Source organism: Streptomyces sp. ME19-01-6, assembly GCF_033793745.1.
Lineage (GTDB): Bacteria > Actinomycetota > Actinomycetes > Streptomycetales > Streptomycetaceae > Streptomyces.
This window is the reverse complement of record NZ_JARAXF010000011.1, coordinates 70,754-88,280: the sequence shown is the minus strand read 5'-3', so window position 1 is coordinate 88,280 and position 17,527 is coordinate 70,754. Positions and strand designations below refer to the sequence as shown.

The following is a 17,527-nucleotide window of genomic DNA, read 5'->3' as shown; positions in this document are numbered from 1 at the left end:
ATCACACCGGCCCGGCGGCGGGCCCGGGCTCCACCGCGATCAGGGGTTGCTGATACTCCACCGGCTGCCCGTTGGACACCAGGATCTCCACCACCCGCCCGGCGACATCCGACTCGATGGTGCTCATCATCTTCATGACTTCCAGCACACCCACCGGCTGCCCAGGCTTGACCGTGTCCCCGACCCCGACGAACGGCGGGGCACCCGGCTCGGGCGCGTGGTAGAAGGTGCCGACCGTCGACGCGCAGACATACCGCAGCCCGGCCCCCGCCTGCTGCGGACCGGCCTCCGGCCGCACCCCGCCGGCCACGGCGGTCGCCGGCCCGGCCGCGGCCACCTGCGGCTGCGGCGGGGAAGCGGGGGCCGGCGGGGGAGCGGCGGCGGGCACGGACGGCGACGCGTGGTCGGGCGCGGCCGGATCGGGCCACTCCATTTCGACCGACGTCTGCCCGTGCCGCAGCGTGATACGGCGCGGCTGCTTGTCCGCGGCCTTCGCCAGCTCCGTCACACTGCGGCACAGGGAATCAAGCGTGGCGTGCGGGGGCAGCACGACCGCGCCCGGCCGGTGCCCGTTCTCGCGATGGTCCGTGATGTGGCTGTCCGGTGTCACGATGCACCTCTCCCGGTGTGTGGCTGCGCGCCGGCCGACCCGGCGGGGACCCCCGTATCGAGCCCGAAGCGGCGGAACCGCTCCGCCCGCGCCCCCAGCAGCCGGTCCGGGTCCCACGGCACCAGCTCGCCCAGCGCCTCGGCGAGCGCGTCGCCGAGCAGGGCGGCCGCCTTGGCGGGATCGCGGTGGGCGCCGTCCGGCGGCTCCGGTACGACCCCGTCGACCACCCCGAGCCGCAACAGCTCCCTCGGGGCCAGCCGCAGGGCCGCCGCGGCGGTCCGGGCCGCCTCGGGGTTCTTCCACAAGATGGCGGCGCAGCCCTCGGGGCTGATGACCGAGTAAACGCCGCCCGCGCTGATCAGTACCCGGTCGGCGACGGCCAGCGCGAGCGCCCCGCCGCTGCCCCCCTCCCCGACCACCGCGGCCACCACGGGCACCGGCAGCCGCGCCATCAGCCGCAGATTCTCCGCGATGGCCAGCGCCTGGCCGCCGCGCTCCGCGTCCGGGCCCGGGTTGGCCCCCGGCGTGTCGACCAGCGTGACCACCGGCAGTCCGAGCTTCGCCGCCATCCGCATCAGCCGCGCGGACTTGCGGTAGCCACTGGGTGCGGGCATCCCGAACCGGTGTGCCTGACGCTCCGTCAGGCTCGCCCCGCCCTTGTGCTGCCCGATCACCATCACCGGCCGCCCGCCCAACCGCCCAGGACCGCCGACCACGGCGGGGCAGTCCTCGGTGAGCCGGTCGCCGTGCAACTCGAGGAAGTCGTCGAGGATATGGCCGATGTAGTCCATCACCGTGGGCCGCTCAGGATGCCGCGCCCCCCGCACCGCCTCCCAGGCGTCCCGCTCCACCACCTCCCCCACACACCGCACGACCGCGCTCCGCGCGGTCTCCTCATGGGCCGCGTGCCGCCCGCCGCGCGGGCCGGCGGCGGTTGCTTCCGGCTCGTCGGCGGATGCCGGGGTCGCGGGCTCCGGCGGGGCCACGTGTCCCAGGGCCAGCAGCCGGGCCAGGGTGGGGCGGAGGGCGGAGCGGGGCACGATGTCGTCGACCATGCCGTGTTCCATCAGGAACTCCGCGGTCTGGAAACCCTCCGGCAGCCGCTCCCCGGTCGTCTGCTCGATGACCCTGGGCCCGGCGAAGCCCAGCCGCGCGCCGGGCTCGGCGACGATCACATCGGCGAGGGTGGCGTAGGACGCCGCCACACCCCCGTACGTCGGATCGGTGATCAGCGAGACCGTCAGGATCCCGGCCTCGTCCAGTTCGGCCATCGCCTGCGCGGTCTTGGCCATCTGCATCAGGGCCAGTGCGCCCTCCTGCATCCGGGCCCCGCCGGAGGCGGTGATCAGCAGCAGCGGGACGCGCCGGGCGAGGCTGGTCCGTGCCGCCTCGCAGATCAGCGCGCCCACCCCGCAGCCCAGGCTGCCGCCGAGAAACCGGAAGTCCATCGCCGCCACGACCACCGGCTGATCCTCGATCCGGCCCAGGGCACAGATCACCGCCTCCGTGAGGCCCGTCTTCGCCCGCGCGTCCGCCAGCCGCTCCGCGTACGGCCGGGTGTCGGCGAACTCCAGCGGATCGTGCAGCGGCCGCACCTCGCCGACCGGCGCCGCGGAGCCGGCGTCGAGCAGTTGGTCCAGCCGCTGCCGTGCGGTCAACGGGCTGTGCCAGCCGCAGTCCGGGCATACGCGCAGGGTGCGCGCGAACCTCTTGCCGTAGATCAGGTCGGCGCAGCGCTCGCAGCGCACCCAGTCCGCGACCACAGTGGTGCTCCCTTCCGGCCCTCCTCAGGCGCGGTCGCGCTCCCAGCGGTAGAACTCGTGCGCCATGGCGTCCTTCGGCTCGCGCCAGGTCTTTGGGTCGTACGCCTGCACGAACGGCTGGAGCCGCGCGCTGACGTCACGGAACTCGGGATGCTTGGCGTATCGGGCGACCTGCTCGGCCGGCGGCTGCTCGGCCTCGATCAGATGCAGATACACATCGCCGAACTGGAAGAGACTGCGGCCGGTGACACCGATCAGCGTCGGCAGCTCGCCCCGGTCGGAGTGGGCGAAGACCTTGGCGATGTCGGGTCCCGCGTCCCGGTTCATCTTGGCGACGATCATGGTGCGGTACATCGTCAGGCCTCCACCGTCGAGCGGGCGCGCTGCTCGATCTTGTCCCGGATGAGCTCCATCTGGACCTTGGAGTTGCGGTTGATGAGGTCCGTCATCCCGGCGTCGTCGATCGGCGCCTCGGGTCTCATCTCGAAGTCCTGGGTCCAGCGCATCCGGGTGCCCTGCGGCGTCTCGTCGTACTCCCAGCGGATGTTCATGAAGGCGAACGGGCCGGTCTCGACCCGGCGCGCCCACACGGTGTGCACATCGCGGGCGGTCTCGCGCTCGGACACCCAGCTCCAGACCTTGCCGTTCTCGTCGGGGTGCATGGTCAGCCGGAAGGTGGTGGTGTCCCCTTCCCGCCGCAGCACCTCGACCGAGGCGTACTCGCTGAACAGGTCCGGCCAGCCCTCGATGTCGTTGGTCATGTCCCACACAAGGTCCAACGGCGCCGCGATCGTGATCTCGTTGTCGGTGTGCCCGGGCATCTCATGCTCCTGCGGTGATTGAGGCGTTGATGACGTCGATGAAGTCATTGGGGGTCTTGCAGCTCTCGGCACCTGGCTCGATCGGGGTGCCGTAGTGGTTCTCCAGCTCGCCGACGATCGCGAGCAGACCGAGCGAGTCGAGCCCGAACTCGGTGAAGGTCATCTCGGGCGACCCAGCGAGGGCGGCCGGGTCGACGGTCAGGCCGGCGCACTTCTTCATGAGCGCGGCCAACTCCTGGTGGCTGAATTGACGTGACATCACATATCTCCTTCCGGGCCGCGGAGCACGAGCGCCGCGTTGTAGCCCATGAGCCCGCGGCTGAGCACCAGCGCACACCGCAGCTCGGCGGGGCGGGGACTGCGGGTGACCAGGTCGAGCTCATGGCAGACGTCGGTGACATACGGGGTGGGCGGCACCATGCGGTGCTCCATGGCGAGCACCGCGGCCGCCACGTCCAGCGCGGGTGCCGCGCAGTGCGCCCGGCCGAAGCCGGTCTTGGGCGCGGTCACCGGGACGCGGGTGCCGTGCCGGCCCAGGGCGTCGGCGATCGCCAGCGCCTCGGCCCGGTCCGCCTCCGGCACGCCGAGCGCGTCCGCGAAGACCACGTCGATCTCCTCGGGCGCGCATTCCGCGTCCTCCAGCGCCACGCGGATCGCGCGGGCCAGCCCCTCCCGGGACCGCTCCCACCGGGACGCCCCCGTGAAGGTCGCACCGTGGCCGCTGATGAACCCGCGGATCGGCACCCCGCGCCGCCGGGCCGCCCCCTCCTCCTCCACGACGAACATCGCCCCGCCCTCGCCGGGTACGAAGCCGCACGCGTCGGTGGTGAACGGCAGATAGGCCCGGCCCGCCTCACGGGCCCGGCTGAGTTCTGGCCACCCCAGCTGGCACACCATCGAGTACGGGGCGAGCCCCGCCTCGGTGGCGCCCACGACGATCGCGTCCGCCCCGTGCCGGATCGACCGCCGCGCGTGCGCCAGCGCGTCCAGACCGCCGGCCTCGTCGTCCGCCAGCACACCGCAGGGCCCCTTGAAGCCGCCGCGGATGGAGACCTGGCCGGTGCTGGCCGCGTAGAACCAGGCGATGGACTGGAACGGGCCCACATGGCGCGGCCCCTTGCCGTACAGCTGCTGCAGCTCGCGCTGGCCGAACTCGCCGCCCCCGGAACCGGCCGCGGTCACCACCCCCACGGCGAACGGCGAGAGGGTGTCGACCGGCAGCCGCGAGTCCTCCAGCGCGAGGTCGGCCGCGGCCAGCGCGATATGGGTGAAGCGGTCGGTCTGGACCAGCAGCCGCTCCTCGATCATCGTGGCCGGGTCGAAGCCGCGGATCTGGCCCGCGACCCGGACCGGGAAGTTCTCGCTGCCCCGGCGGGTGAGCCGGTCCAGGAAGCTGATCCCTTCCCGGGTCGCCTTCCAGAAGGCGTCGGTGCCCACGCCGTTCGGCGCGATGACACCGAGCCCGGTCACCACCGCCCCGCGAGCGTGGCCGGAGGTCCGGGCGCTCAGGGCACTCATGCGGCTCCCTCCCGCTCAGTCCCAGCGCGCTCCAACGCGCGGGCTTCCTTCGTCACTGCTCGCTCCTTCGTCGCTGCGCGGCTCCTCAGTCCAGCCCGCGCAGCGCGCCAAGACACGCTCATCTCGAACCCCCCGCCCGGCTCAGCACCACCGCCGACTGGAAGCCGCCGAACCCGCTGCCGACCGACAGCACATTGCGCAGCGGCAGGGCGCGCGCGGTGCGCGGGACATAGTCCAGGTCGCACTCCGGGTCCGGGGTCTCGTAGTTCGCGGTCGGCGGGACCACGCCGTGGGCCAGCGCCAAGGCGCAGGCGGCGAGCTCGATCGCGCCGATCGCCCCCAGCGAATGCCCCACCATCGACTTGATCGAGCTCATCGGCGTCTTGTACGCGTGGGCGCCCAGCGACCGCTTCACCGCGGCCGTCTCGTGCCGGTCGTTCTGCTTGGTGCCGGAGCCGTGCGCGTTGACGTAGTCGATCTCGGTGCTGTCGATGCGGGCGTGGCCGAGCGCATGGTTGATCGCCTCGGACATCTCCAGGCCCTCCTGGGTCAGACCGGTCATGTGGTAGGCGTTGCCGTAGGTGGCGAACCCCTTGAACTCGCAGTACGCGTGGGCGCCCCGGGCTCGGGCGTGCTCCAGCTCCTCCAGGACCAGCACGGCCGCGCCCTCGCCGAGGACGAAGCCGTCGCGGTGGGCGTCGAACGGCCGGGACGCGTGGGCCGGGTCCTCGTTGTTCGTCGAGGTCGCCTTGATGGAGTCGAAGCAGGCCACCGTGAGCGGGGTGACCGGGGTGTCCGCCGCCCCCGCCACACACACATCGGCCCGGTTCTCCTCGATCGTCTGGAAGGCGTACCCGATCGCGTCAAGACCCGACGTACAGCCCGTCGAGACGGTCTGCACCGGCCCCTGGGCGCCCGCCAGCTCCGCCACGCCGGAGGCCAGCGCGCTCGGCGAGAAGGCGTGGTGCAGATACGGGCCCGCCCGCCGGTGGTCCACGTCCCAGCGCGCGCCGGACTCGCTGACCTTCACGTAGTCCTGCTCCAGACGGGTGGAGGCGGCCACCGCGGACCCCATCGACACGCCTATCCGCCACGGGTCCTCGCCCCCCGACTCCAGGCCCGCGTCCCGCATCGCCTCGGTGGCCGCCACCAGCGCGAACTGCACATACCGGTCCGAGCGCTCGATCTGCTCGGCCGACAGCCCGCTGGCCACGGGGTCGAAGTCGCACTCGGCGGCGATCCGCGAGCGGAACCTCGCGGCGTCGAACAGCGTGATGCCGCGGGTCGCCGTGCGGCCCGCGGTGAGCATGTCCCAGAAGGCCGGAACGCCCACGCCCCCCGGAGCGACGACACCGAGTCCGGTGACCACCACCCGTCGGGTCACGACGCCGCCTCGGCGGGCTCGGCGGTCTCGGTGTCCACATGGCCCAGCTCCGGGCGCGGGGCCAGCGGGCCGAGGTGGAAGACCATCCGGGCCTCGGTGTCGCCCACGTTGCGGAACCGGTGGCGCATGTGGGTGGGGATCAGAATCGCCTGGTCGGCACGGAGTGGGTGCGCCGTCCCGTCCAGATCCACTTCCAGCTCCCCGCACACGACGTACACGAACTCCTCGGAGTACGGGTGGTAGTGCTCGGTGACGCGCTCGCCGGGCTGCACGACGGCCATGCCCATGAAGCCGCTCGTGGCGCCCACCGTGGTGGGGGTGAGCATGGCCCGTACATCGCCACCGCGGCGGCGGTTGGGGGCGACCGCGGACAGGTCGACGATGAGGTGGGACTGCGTGGTCATAGTGGCCTCCAGAAGGCGGCGCGGCCGCCGCGCACGACGGAAAACGGGGGAGGGGGACACGGGGGCAAGGGGACAAGGGGGCAGGGGGAACGGAACGGGAATGAGGGGAGGGGAAGTGTCAGTAATCCGCCGCGCGGCGGTCGGTGACCGGTTCCATGTCGCAGTCGGTGAGGAAGCGCCGCAGCCCGGCCTCGCTCGACAGATCGATCTTCTTCTTGCCATCGGCACCCCCGTCGAGGAGCCGGCCCAGCACGGCGGCCGCGCGCGGCCCGCTGACCCCGGCCGCCACCGCGAGCTCACGGTCGAGCGGCACGTCCATGTCCACCATGCGTACGACGATGTCGTCGCGCTGGAAGACCGTGCTGCTCACGATCGCGTGCTGCCCCTTGCCGCCGCCGGCCGCCATCGCCGCCTTCGCCTTGGTCACCGCCAGGTCGTCCTGACGGGCCAGCAGACTGGCCACCGCCGGCCCGCAGCCCTCCTTGACCGGGTACAGCAGCATGTGGCGCCGCAGATGGGGCGGGCGGCTGGGGTCCGCCGTCAGATGGTGCACCACGGGCAGCGCCGCCCGCATGAAGAAGTCCCGCGCGGCCTCCGGGTCATCCAGGTCGCGGTCCTCCTCCAGATGCGGGTTGATGGCCTCCTCGACCGCCCGGACCTCCGGCTGCCTGGCCACATGGCGCAGCGCCGCCACCAGGTCGCCCTTGACCTCGACCGCCCGTACGACACGGTTGCCGCTCATGAACAGCGAGGTGCGGCACAGCCGCGTGTTCTCGTCCACGCGGGCCTCGGGCGCGGCGTAGTCGGCCAGGATCTTGGCCACGCATCGCGAGCTGCCCGGCTTGACGGTGAAGGTCAGGGCGTGCCGCACCAGGCCGTCGCCGACCCGCGGGGCCAGCTGTACGGCGGGCGCGGCGCGGCGGCCGGCCGCGCCCTTGGCCGAGGAGGTCTCCCGCAGCACGCTGAACCGCAGGGACCGGGTGTCCTCCACACACCCGTGGAGAGGCTTGACCATCTCGCGGTGCGCGGGGCTCTCCACCCAGCTCAGAAACGGCGGGGCACTCTCCCACTCGCTGGTGATCAGCCACTGCGAGGGGTTCTCGATCGACTGGCACAACTGGTCGCTGATGTGTCCCGGGACCGCGGCCACCTGCTGGGACAACTGCTCGTACGCATGCAGGAAACGCTCTTCGGCGCCGGCGTGGACCGACACCAGCAACACCACACGCAGCCGGGCGTCGGTGAGCATGGAAGGCCGAGGCGGGGGCTCGGCCGTCGTCTTGGACTTCGCGGCCCGCGAAGTCTTGGGCAGGGTGCTCATAGATTCCACTCCTCCTCCGGGGGCGTCCTTCGCCGGACGCGGCGCCCGTGGATACGATCGTGGAGCGCTCCCACGGATGCCGCGAGATATGTGAGCCATCCGGGCGAAGGGGCCCGCCAGACGCCTGACCAGGCTCAAAACCCCGGGAATAGCAGCGAGATGAATCCCCATGTCGATGAGCGTGTGCCAGTACTCGTCGTGGGCGGCTCCCTGGTGGGACTGTCCGCCTCACTCTTCCTGGGCCGTCTGGGCGTCGGACACCTGCTCGTGGAGAAACACGCGAGCACCTCCACCCACCCACGCGGGCGCGGGAACAACCTCCGCACCATGGAGTTGTTCCGGACCGCTGGAGTGGAGTCCGCGATCCACGAAGCCGCGTCCGTCCTGGCCGGCAACCACGGCATCCTGCAGGCCGAATCCCTCACCGGAGTGGACCACCACTGGCTCTTCCGGGAGATCGACCCGGGCGGCGCCATGCGCGGGCTCAGCCCCTCCGGATGGTGTCTGTGCAGCCAGAACGACCTCGAACCCGTCCTGCTGCGGACCGCCCAGGAGTTGGGCGGCGAGCTGCGCTTCTCCACCGAACTGATCTCCTTCGAGCAGGACGCCGACGGGGTGACCGCCGTCGTCCAGCACCGGGAGTCCGGGCGTACCTCCGTGGTGCGCGCCGACTACCTCATCGCCGCCGACGGCCCCCGCAGCTCCGTACGCAGGCGCCTGGGCATCGGCCAGACCGGCCGCGGCGAGCTGTTCCACAACGTCAGCATCACCTTCCGCGCCAAGCGGCTCGCCGACATCGTGGGCGACCGCCACTTCATCGCCTGCTACCTCACCAACCCGGCCGCCGACGGGGCGCTGCTCCCGGTGGACAACGTCGAACAGTGGGTCTTCCACGCCCCCTGGCACCCCGAGACCGGCGAGACCCTGGAGGACTTCACCGACGAGCGGTGCGCCGAACACATCCGCATGGCCACCGGCGTGCGCGACATGGAGGTCGAAATCACCGGCAAGGCCCCCTGGCACGCGGCCGAACGGGTGGCCGAGCGCTACCGCGACGGCCGGATCTTCCTCGCCGGCGACTCTGCCCACGAGATGTCACCCACCGGCGCCTTCGGCTCCAACACCGGCATCCAGGACGCGCACAACCTCGCCTGGAAACTCGCCGCCGTCCTCGGCGGCTGGGCCGGCCCCGGCCTGCTGGACACCTACGGCGCCGAACGCCAGCCGGTCGCCGTGGCCACCAGCGCCCGCGCCGCCGCGCGCTCCGCCGAACACAACCACCCCGGCTACACCGCCCCACCGTCCACCGGCCGGCAGCGCGATGTGCTCGCCGTGGCCATGGGCTACCGCTACGCCTCCGACGCGGTCCTCGGAGCCGACCCCGCCACCCCCGTCGTCCCCGACCGCTTCACCGCCACCGGCGAACCCGGCAGCCGCGCCCCGCACCTCTGGGTCGACCGCGACGGCGTCCGCCTGTCCACCCTCGACCTCTACGAGCGCACCTGCGTCCTCCTCACCGGCCCCGAAGGCGCCGCCTGGCACGGCGCCGCCCTCCGCGTCGCCGACCGCCTCGACATCCCCCTCGCCGCCTACCGCCTCGGCCCCGACCCCACCCACGACCTGACCCCCGACGCCGGCACCGACTGGACCGAACTCCACGGCACCACCCCCCAAGGCGCGGTCCTCGTCCGCCCCGACGGCTTCATCGCCTGGCGCGCCGAGGGCGCCGAGCGCGAGCCGGAGCGGGTCCTGACCGACGTCCTCCAATCCGTCCTGTGCCGCAGCTGACTGCAGCCCGAGCCGGGCGGGCTCGGCCGACCGCGCGTCGGCCGGGCCCAGTACGGCCTTCATGGGGCGCGGCCAGCTCCTCGGGAGTGCCGCAGCGCAGCAGGGCGTGGGCGCCGAAACTCATCGCGCGGGGCCGGGCCACCCCGTCGATCCGTCCGGTGCCAGACTCGACCCCCATGAGCGACTGGTATCTACAGCGAGGCCATGGAGTGCGATTCGAGTGGGGTCCCGCCGGCGCCCGGCGGCTCGCGCCGGACGTGGCCTGCCTCGTGGTGGTCGACGTGCTGTCCTTCACGACCTCGGTGAGCGTCGCCGTCGAGGCGGGCACCCGGGTCTTTCCGTACGCCTGGCGTGACGAGACGGCGTTCGTGTTCGCCCGGGAGCACGGCGCGGAACTGGCCGTGGGCCGACGGGCCGCCACCGCGGCCTCGCCGTGGTCACTGTCCCCGGCGGCACTCCGGCGGGCCCCGTTCACTCCCCGGCTCGTGCTGCCCTCGCCCAACGGGTCCGCCATCGCCGCGGCGGCGGAAGGCTCGACGGTGGTCGCGGGCTGTCTGCGGAACGTGACGGCCGTCGGCCGGTGGCTGGCGGGACGCGGCTACGGGACGCCGGAACGGCCGCTCGCGGTGATCGCCGCGGGGGAGCGCTGGCCGGACGGATCCCTGCGGCCCGCGCTGGAGGATCTGCTGGGGGCCGGAGCCATCACCGCCGAACTGGAGGCCCGCGGCGTCGGCCCGCTGTCTCCCGAGGCGGCTGCCGCACGGTCTTCCTTCGCGCAGACCCCCGACGTGGCCGGCGCCGTCGCCGCCTGTTCATCGGGGATCGAACTGGCCCGGGGCGGATTCGCCGACGACGTGGCCGTCGCGGTCGAGTCGAACGCCTCGGCGGTCGTGCCCGTGCTCACCGACGGGGCCTTCACCCGTCCGTCGGAGACGACCGCGTGAACAGCCGGGAGGGGCGTCAGGCATCCCGGCACCGTGCGGCTTCGGGCAGCACGTCGGTCGCCTCGAAAACCGATGAGTCACCGAGGCGACGCTTCACGGGGTCGGGCGCTGCCGCCGCGGACGGAGCGGGCCGCCGGAAGACAACCGGTCCGACCACACCCTGAGGGTCGGCGACGAACCTTTTCAGCTCCGCCTCACCGTCCAGGACGTGCCAGGCCTTGCCGGGGATATGGACCTGGACACGGTAGGCGTAGCCGGACAGGCTCCGGAGCCGTTCGGCCGGGAGCGCGGAGTCGCCGTCCTTGTCCGAGCGGGCGTCGAGGTAGCTCTGGAGGTGGTTTGTCCTGCCAGAAGGTCGCGGTGGTCGCGGTGGCCCCGGGGAGGAGATGGTGTGCCGCGGTGTACGGGCGACTCACGGGGACGGACCGTGCCCAGGCCGACGGAGCGAGGGCGTAGGTCAGCCCGTCGCCTCGCCGTGTGCCTCGCGGCGGGCGCGGGTGCGGCGCCAGAGGGTGGGGGCGGTGCTGACGAGGACGGTCAGGGCGATCGCGGCGGCCACGCCCTCCCAGGGCCTGGCGAAGAGCGTCCCGCCCAGGATGCCGATGAGGGCGTAGGTCCCGGACCAGGCCAGCACCGCCGGGGCGTCCCCGCGCGCGAAGCGGCGCATCGGCATGCGGGAGAGCAGGCAGGCCAGCATCACCGGGATCCGCCCGGCCGGGAGCAGCCGGGACAGCACCAGCACCGCGACCCCGTGCTCGTCGAGGCGGGTGCGCGCCTGGGCCAGGCGTTCGGGCGCGGCGCGCCCGTGGAGTTGGGCGAGCCAGCGGGAGCCGTTCTTCGAGCGGGAGCCGCGGCGGCCGAGCCAGTACAGGGCGATGTCCCCGAGGAAGGCCGCGAAGGACGCCACACAGAAGACGATCAGCAGCGACAGGGGCGGCACGCTCTGGTGGATCGCCACCACCGCCGCCGAGCTCACCACCGCGCCGGTCGGCACCACCGGCACCAGCGAGCCCAGCACCACCAGCAGGAACAGCGAGGGATAGCCCACGGCCCGCTGGGTCGACTCGGGCGGTATGCTCCGCGCGAACTCGCCGAGGGCATCCAGCACGTCGCCGGTCATCCGGCGGTCTCCAGCCGTACGCGTTCGCCGTGCCGCAGCGGGTGCACCACCGCGTCAGGGGCCAGCCGTCCGGCGTGCCGGACGAAGTCGTCGCCGGGCGCGTGGAATTCGTGCGGCCGGATCCCGTCGAGGCCGATGGGCCAGTACGTGCCGTAGTGCACGGGCACCGCGCTGGGCGCGCCCAGCCGGGCCAGCGCCTGGGCGGCCCGGTGGGCGTCGAGGTGGCCGTGGCCGAGGTAGGGGCCCCAGCCGCCGACCGGCAGCAGCGCCACGTCGCAGTCGCCGACCGCCCGCGCCATGCCGTCGAACAGCCCGGTGTCGCCCGCGAAGTACGTCGTGGACTCGCCCCGCAGGACGTAGCCGAGCGCGGGCACCCGGCTCGGGCCGTACGGCAGCCGCCTGCCGTCGTGCGCGGCCGGCACGGCCCGGATCCGCACCTCGCCGACCGCGAACTCCTCGCCCGGCCGCACCTCCGTGACCCGCAGGTCCCGCGCCCGGGCCACCCGCCGCAGCCCCGGCACCGCCCGCCCCGCGCCACGCGGCACCACCAGCCGGGTGCCGGTGCGCAGCCGCATCAGCGAGGGGAGGTGGAGGTGGTCCGCGTGCAGATGGGAGACCAGCGCGACATCGGCGACCGCGGCGGCGGGCGGCGGCACGGGCCCCCGGCGCCGCCGTAGATGCGCCAGCCGCCGTACGAACAGCGGGTCGGTCAGCACCCGGACGCCGGAGTCGCGCACGGTGGTGGTGGCATGCCCCCACCAGGTGATCTCCACCGACACTCGGAGCCTCCCTCCTGTCGTGCCGCCCGCGCCGGCGGGCGCATGTGCTCATCGCATCCTCTCACTGCGCACGACGGCGGTTGACAGGCCCTCCCCCGGGGTATGCATGACTCATGCATGTGCGCGGGAACGACACCGAACGCGTCGCGAACCTGCTCGGGGCCGCGGCGCTGGCCATCACCGACGACCTGCTCACCGCCCCCGTGGCCGCCTCCAGCCTCAGCATGAGCGCCGCCGCCGCGCTGATCGTGCTGCACGCCGACCCCGGCGTGAGCGTGACCGAGCTCGGCCGCAGAGTGGGCCTGACCCAGTCGGCGGCGGTACGGATGGTCGACGGGCTGGAGCGCGGCACGCTCGTGGAGCGGCGGCGCACCGTCGGCAACTGGACCGGCGTCCATCCGACCGGCAAGGGCCGGCGGACCGCCGAACACCTGCTGAGCGCGCGCACGTCGCACCTCGCCACGGCGCTGGACGCCCTCGACCAGGCGGAGGTCCGGGCCCTGGGCGGGCTGCTGGAGAAGCTGCTCGACCGGCTGTACCAGGGCTGCGGCGCCGCCGACCGGATGTGCCGACTGTGCGACCGCGCGGCGTGCACACCCGAGGGCGGCCAGTGCCCCGTCGGGGCCGCGGACCGGGCGGCACGGGGCCGCACGCCCGACGCCCCCGGTTCGCCCGGGAGTTGAGCGGGCCGTGGGTGAACTGCTCGCCCTGACATCGGCCCTGTGCTTCGGCGCGACGCACTTCATCAGCGGGCTGCTCTCCCGCCGCCACCACGGTGTGACGGTCGCGGCCTGGGCGCAGGCGGGCGGCACGGTGGTGAGCCTCGTTCCGGCGCTGGTGACGCGGGGCGCGGCGGCCCCGCCGTCGGGTGCGCTGGTGTGGGGGGCCCTGTCGGGCCTGGGCACGGGTGTCGGCGTGGCCTGCCTGTACTGGTCGATGGCCCGAGGCCCGATGAGCGTGGTCGTGCCGGTCAGCGATGTCACAGCGGTGGGAGTGCCGGTGCTCGCCGGGCTCGCCCTCCTCGGCGACCGGCCCTCGCTCCCGGCGCTGACCGGCATCGCGCTCGGCCTGCCCGCGCTGTGGCTGGTTTCCCGCGGGGGCGGGTCCGATGGCGCGAGCGGCGGCCGGGGCGCCGGCCCACCGGCGCTGCTCGCCGCCCTCGTCGCCGGACTCGGTATCGCCCTGCACTTCGTCGCGCTCGCGCGGATCCCGGCGGCCGCGGGCTGGTGGCCCGTGGTGCTCAGCCGGGCCCTGTCCGTGGCCGTGGTCCTGGCCCTGCTTCCGGTGGCCCGCGCACCGCTGGCCCTGCCCGCGCGCCCGGCCGCGGGGGCCCTGGCCGCCGGTGCGCTGGGCACCGCCGCCACCGTTCTGTATCTGCTGGCGACGCGGCAGGAGTTGCTGTCGGTCGCCGTCGTGCTCTCGGCGCTCTATCCGGCCGTGCCCGTACTGCTGGCGTTGACCTTGCTGCGGGAGCGGCTCACCGGGGCACAGACCGTCGGCCTGCTGGGCGCGGTGGCGGCCGTGGCGCTGATCGCCCTCAACTGACCGCGGTCACCAACGCGATGTCCTGCCAGATATTCCGTGGCCCGATGCCCGACCGGTACGGCACGATGACCCGACTTGCCCTGCCGGGCCCCACCGCCACTGCCTGCTGGTTCCCCCAGCACGAAGGAAACCTCCGTACGTGTCCCTGGAACTTCACCACCGCGCGGTGGTCGCCGACGCCCACAACGACCTGCTGATCGCGGTCACCGCCCGCCCGCCGCGCCGCTGGGCCTCCTTCTTCCGCGACCAGTGGCTCCCCCAGCTGCGCGAGGGCGGGGTGGATCTGCAGGTGCTGCCGGTCTTCATCGAGGACCAGTTCCGCCCCGAGGGCGCGCTGCGCGAGACGCTGCGGATGATCGAATGCGCACACACCCTGGCCGAGGGCAACGCGGACGAGGTACGGCTGTGCCTGGACGGGGACGACATCGACCGCGCCCTGGACGAGAGCAAGATCGCGCTGGTCCTGGCGCTGGAGAGCGCCCCGGGACTGGACGCCAACGTGGAGCTGATTCCGACCCTGCACCGGCTCGGGGTGCGCATGGCGTCCATCGCCCACTGGGGCCGTACCGCCCTGGCCGACGGCAGCGGTGAGGACGCCACCGGCAGCCGGCTCACCGAGGCCGGGGTGGAGGCGCTGGCGGAGATGGAGCGCTCGGGGATCCTCTTCGACGTCTCCCATCTCAGCGCCTCGGGCGTCGCCCATGTGCTGGAGCTGGCCACCCGGCCCGTGCTGGCCACCCACTCCTCCGCCCGAGCCCTGCTGGACCACCACCGCAACCTCACCGACGAGCAGATCCGGGGCATCGTCGCGACCGGTGGCATGGTGTGCGTGAACTTCCTCGGCGAATTCCTGGCCACCGACCCCGCCGAGCGCACGGTGGACCGGCTGGCCGACCACATCCTGCACATCGTCGAGGTCGCGGGCGTGGACCGGGCGGGGCTGGGGCCCGACTTCATCAAGGAGGTCAGCGCGGACACCAGCCCGCCGTGCTGCGAGGACCTGGAGTACGCCGAGCTGGTGGTGCCGGGCCTCGAAGGCCCCCGCGGCCTGCCCCTGGTGACGGAGGCGCTGGTCCGCAGGGGCCTTCCCGAGGCCGACATCCGCAAGATCCTCGGCGGGAACGTCCTGGAGCTGTTCCGCAAGGAGCTCGGCCGCCCCGCGAGCCATTCCGGGTAAGCGGGGACGATCCCGCCGGGCCCGAGATCCGCTGTGACAGGCTGGGGGACGGCCCGCGAGTGCCGAGCGGGCGTGGATACGCGAGGTGAGTGCGGCGTGCAGATGCCCCGTTGGAAATCCGTGGGCGCGGCCCTGCTGCGGGTGATCGCGGTGTGGGCGGTGTCCACACTCACCATGCTGGCCCTCGCGGGCATCCTGCCCGACTTCCGGCTGCAGTCCGCCGACGGGGACAGCGCGACCCGTACCGCGATCACCGCCGCGAGCGGCGCCGGGGCCTTCGGTCTGCTCAGCGAGCTGGTGTGGCCGCTGCTGGTGCGGGCCCTGCTGCTGGTGCCCGCGTTCGTGCTCGGGCTGCTGGTGTTCGCGCTCAACGGCTCGCTGCTGCTGATCGCGCTGAATCTGATACCGGACGGGCGCGGCACCGCCGAGCCGGAGACCGCCGTGGTGGTCGCGGCCGTGATGTCCGCCGCGTCCTCGGCGACCAGCACGTTCCTGACCGTACGGGACGACGGCGCCTACCACTGGCGGCTGGCGCGGCTCGCGGACCGCAGACGGCGCCGACGGCGCCGGCAGGGCGAGACGGGCGGGCCGCCGCAGCCGCCCGGGATGGTGTTCCTGCAGATCGACGGCGTGGGGCACGATGTGCTGCGGGACGCGGTGCGGCCCCGCGGCAACCGGCCGCCGATCATGGAGACCGTCGCCGGCTGGGTGGACACCACCCATACGCTCACCCCCTGGCGCACCGACTGGTCCAGCCAGACCGGCGCCAGCCAGCTCGGCATCCTGCACGGCTCCACCGAGAACGTGCCCGCCTTCCGCTGGTACGAGAAGGAGACCCGGCAGGTCATCGTCAGCAACCGGCCGACCGGCGCGGCCGAGCTGCAGCGCCGGGCCGCGGCCCGCACCGGCGACGAGGGGCTGCTCACCGTCGACGGGGCCAGCCGCGGCAACCTGTTCACCGGCGGCGCCGAGGAACTGGCCCTGGTGCTCTCGGTGGCCGCCCGGCGCGGCCGGCACAACCGCTCCCGGAGCGGCTACTTCGCGTACTTCAGGGACCCCGCGAACGCGACCCGCACCGCGGGCTCCTTCCTCGCCGAGGTCTTCCGCGAGCTCGGCCAGGCGGCGCGGGCCAGGCTGCGCCGGGAGACGCCGCGCGTGGGGCGGGGCGGGCTGTACCCGTTCATCCGCGCCTTCGCCACCGTCGTGGAGCGCGACGTCGTGGTCGCCGCCGTGATGGGGGACATCCTGTCCGGGCGCACCGCGATCTACGCCGACCTGGTGGCGTACGACGAGGTCGCCCACCACTCCGGGCCGCGCAGCCGCGACACCCACCAGGTGCTGGGCCGCCTCGACCGCTGTATCGCGCTGATCGCCAAGGTCGTCGAGCACGCGCCGCGCGACTACCGCATCGTGCTGCTCTCCGACCACGGGCAGAGCCCCGGCACGACCTTCGCCGACGCCTATGGCCTCACCCTGGAGGACCTGGTGCGGGCCGGCTGCGCACTGCCCGTGCCCCGGCGCGCCGGGCGCACCCTCAAGGGGCACCGCCCAGCGGTAGCCGGAGGAGGCGCCGAGGCGCGCGAGGCGGCGCGCGCCGCGCTGCGCAGACCAGAGCGGGACGGCGACGGGCACGGCCCGTCCGACCCGGTGGTGCTCGCCTCCGGCAATCTGGGGCTGGTGTCCTTCCCCGATGTGCCGGGCCGGATGAGCCGCGAGGAGATCGACCGCCGCCACCCCGCGCTGCTGCGCACCCTCGCCGACCACCCCGGCGTGGGCTTCCTGCTCGTATGGTCCGAGCGGCACGGCGCCGTGGTGCTGGGCGCGGACGGCGCCGAGCACCATCTCGACACCGGCCGGGTCGTGGGGCACAGCCCGCTGGGGGTCTTCGGGGGCGGCGCCGTGGCCGCCGTACGGCGCACCGCGCGGTTCCCGAACGCCCCCGACATCATGGTCAACTCCGCCTACGACCCGGCGACCGGCGAGGTACACGCCTTCGAGGGGCAGATCGGCTCGCACGGCGGGCTTGGCGGGGCGCAGAGCCATCCCTTTCTGCTGTGGCCCCTCGAACTCAGCCCGCCCATCCGACCGGGGGAGGAGCTGGTGGGGGCCGAGGCGGTGCACGAGGTGCTGCGGCGCTGGCTGCGGGAGACGAACGGCCCGCAGATCCCGCGGATCCCGCAGGTCGCGAAGGTGCCACAGGTTCCGGAGCAGGCGGCCGCCGCGGGCAGGGGCGGCGCCGACGGCAGGCCGGGCGAGGAATCACGGCGGCCCGGCGATGTCACCGCAGCATCTCCGGCGGTCGCGCCGCCCCTGCCGGACAAAACCCGGTGATTTTGTGTACGGTGCACCTTCC

Annotated in this window: 17 protein-coding genes; 6 read left to right on the top strand and 11 right to left on the bottom strand. The window is 73.5% G+C overall.

Features of this window, described 5'->3' with window-relative positions:
- Nucleotide 1 precedes the first annotated feature (1 nt).
- From PV419_RS24655 to PV419_RS24615, 9 genes are all read right to left on the bottom strand, one after another.
- Entirely contained in the window at nucleotides 2–610 is a 609-nt protein-coding gene (locus PV419_RS24655) for an acetyl-CoA carboxylase biotin carboxyl carrier protein (protein ID WP_319692293.1), read from the bottom strand.
- Nucleotides 607–2,373 carry an acetyl-CoA carboxylase, carboxyltransferase subunit beta gene (gene accD, locus PV419_RS24650; protein ID WP_319692291.1) on the bottom strand — a complete coding sequence of 589 codons (1,767 nt, stop codon included), beginning with the start codon at nucleotides 2,371–2,373 and terminating at the stop codon, nucleotides 607–609. The genes PV419_RS24655 and accD overlap by 4 nt, the downstream gene beginning before the upstream one ends.
- Before the next feature lie 24 nt (nucleotides 2,374–2,397).
- Nucleotides 2,398–2,727, bottom strand: a complete 330-nt coding sequence (locus tag PV419_RS24645; RefSeq protein WP_319692290.1) for a TcmI family type II polyketide cyclase — start codon at nucleotides 2,725–2,727, stop codon at nucleotides 2,398–2,400.
- Between the two features lie 2 nt (nucleotides 2,728–2,729).
- Nucleotides 2,730–3,194, bottom strand: coding sequence for an SRPBCC family protein (locus PV419_RS24640; RefSeq protein WP_319692288.1), 465 nt, complete (start codon nucleotides 3,192–3,194; stop codon nucleotides 2,730–2,732).
- Between the two features lies 1 nt (nucleotide 3,195).
- Nucleotides 3,196–3,453: an acyl carrier protein gene (locus PV419_RS24635; RefSeq protein WP_319692286.1), complete on the bottom strand. Its 258-nt coding sequence runs from the start codon at nucleotides 3,451–3,453 to the stop codon at nucleotides 3,196–3,198.
- Nucleotides 3,453–4,712, bottom strand: a complete 1,260-nt coding sequence (locus PV419_RS24630; protein ID WP_319692284.1) for a beta-ketoacyl synthase N-terminal-like domain-containing protein — start codon at nucleotides 4,710–4,712, stop codon at nucleotides 3,453–3,455. Before PV419_RS24630 ends, PV419_RS24635 begins: the two co-directional genes overlap by 1 nt.
- A gap of 118 nt (nucleotides 4,713–4,830) precedes the next feature.
- Nucleotides 4,831–6,096 (bottom strand): beta-ketoacyl-[acyl-carrier-protein] synthase family protein, encoded by a 1,266-nt coding sequence (locus PV419_RS24625; RefSeq protein ID WP_319692283.1) that lies wholly within the window; start codon nucleotides 6,094–6,096, stop codon nucleotides 4,831–4,833.
- A complete protein-coding gene (locus tag PV419_RS24620; protein ID WP_319692282.1) occupies nucleotides 6,093–6,500 on the bottom strand; it encodes a cupin domain-containing protein in 408 nt (135 codons plus the stop codon). Before PV419_RS24620 ends, PV419_RS24625 begins: the two co-directional genes overlap by 4 nt.
- A gap of 118 nt (nucleotides 6,501–6,618) precedes the next feature.
- The gene (locus tag PV419_RS24615) at nucleotides 6,619–7,821 is read right to left on the bottom strand and encodes a SchA/CurD-like domain-containing protein (protein ID WP_319692280.1); all 1,203 of its coding nucleotides are present in this window, start codon (nucleotides 7,819–7,821) and stop codon (nucleotides 6,619–6,621) included.
- Between the two features lie 159 nt (nucleotides 7,822–7,980).
- Between PV419_RS24615 and PV419_RS24610 the strand changes: the two genes are divergently transcribed.
- Together PV419_RS24610 and PV419_RS24605 are read left to right on the top strand one after the other, a co-directional pair.
- A complete protein-coding gene (locus PV419_RS24610) occupies nucleotides 7,981–9,609 on the top strand; it encodes an FAD-dependent monooxygenase (protein WP_319692278.1) in 1,629 nt (542 codons plus the stop codon).
- Nucleotides 9,610–9,785: 176 nt separating this feature from the next.
- Nucleotides 9,786–10,553: a 2-phosphosulfolactate phosphatase gene (locus PV419_RS24605; RefSeq protein WP_319692277.1), complete on the top strand. Its 768-nt coding sequence runs from the start codon at nucleotides 9,786–9,788 to the stop codon at nucleotides 10,551–10,553.
- 457 nt (nucleotides 10,554–11,010) lie between these two features.
- Here PV419_RS24605 and PV419_RS24600 read toward each other — a convergent pair whose 3' ends face one another.
- Nucleotides 11,011–11,673 carry a DedA family protein gene (locus PV419_RS24600; protein ID WP_319692276.1) on the bottom strand — a complete coding sequence of 221 codons (663 nt, stop codon included), beginning with the start codon at nucleotides 11,671–11,673 and terminating at the stop codon, nucleotides 11,011–11,013.
- Nucleotides 11,670–12,452: an MBL fold metallo-hydrolase gene (locus tag PV419_RS24595; protein ID WP_319692275.1), complete on the bottom strand. Its 783-nt coding sequence runs from the start codon at nucleotides 12,450–12,452 to the stop codon at nucleotides 11,670–11,672. Before PV419_RS24595 ends, PV419_RS24600 begins: the two co-directional genes overlap by 4 nt.
- Before the next feature lie 113 nt (nucleotides 12,453–12,565).
- Between PV419_RS24595 and PV419_RS24590 the strand changes: the two genes are divergently transcribed.
- From PV419_RS24590 to PV419_RS24575, 4 genes are all read left to right on the top strand, one after another.
- The gene (locus PV419_RS24590; protein ID WP_319692273.1) at nucleotides 12,566–13,135 is read left to right on the top strand and encodes a MarR family winged helix-turn-helix transcriptional regulator; all 570 of its coding nucleotides are present in this window, start codon (nucleotides 12,566–12,568) and stop codon (nucleotides 13,133–13,135) included.
- 7 nt (nucleotides 13,136–13,142) lie between these two features.
- Nucleotides 13,143–13,997, top strand: a complete 855-nt coding sequence (locus PV419_RS24585; RefSeq protein ID WP_319692272.1) for a DMT family transporter — start codon at nucleotides 13,143–13,145, stop codon at nucleotides 13,995–13,997.
- Between the two features lie 139 nt (nucleotides 13,998–14,136).
- Nucleotides 14,137–15,174: a dipeptidase gene (locus PV419_RS24580; protein ID WP_319692270.1), complete on the top strand. Its 1,038-nt coding sequence runs from the start codon at nucleotides 14,137–14,139 to the stop codon at nucleotides 15,172–15,174.
- A gap of 102 nt (nucleotides 15,175–15,276) precedes the next feature.
- A complete protein-coding gene (locus PV419_RS24575; RefSeq protein ID WP_319692557.1) occupies nucleotides 15,277–17,505 on the top strand; it encodes a phage holin family protein in 2,229 nt (742 codons plus the stop codon).
- The last annotated feature ends 22 nt before the right edge of the window (nucleotides 17,506–17,527 follow it).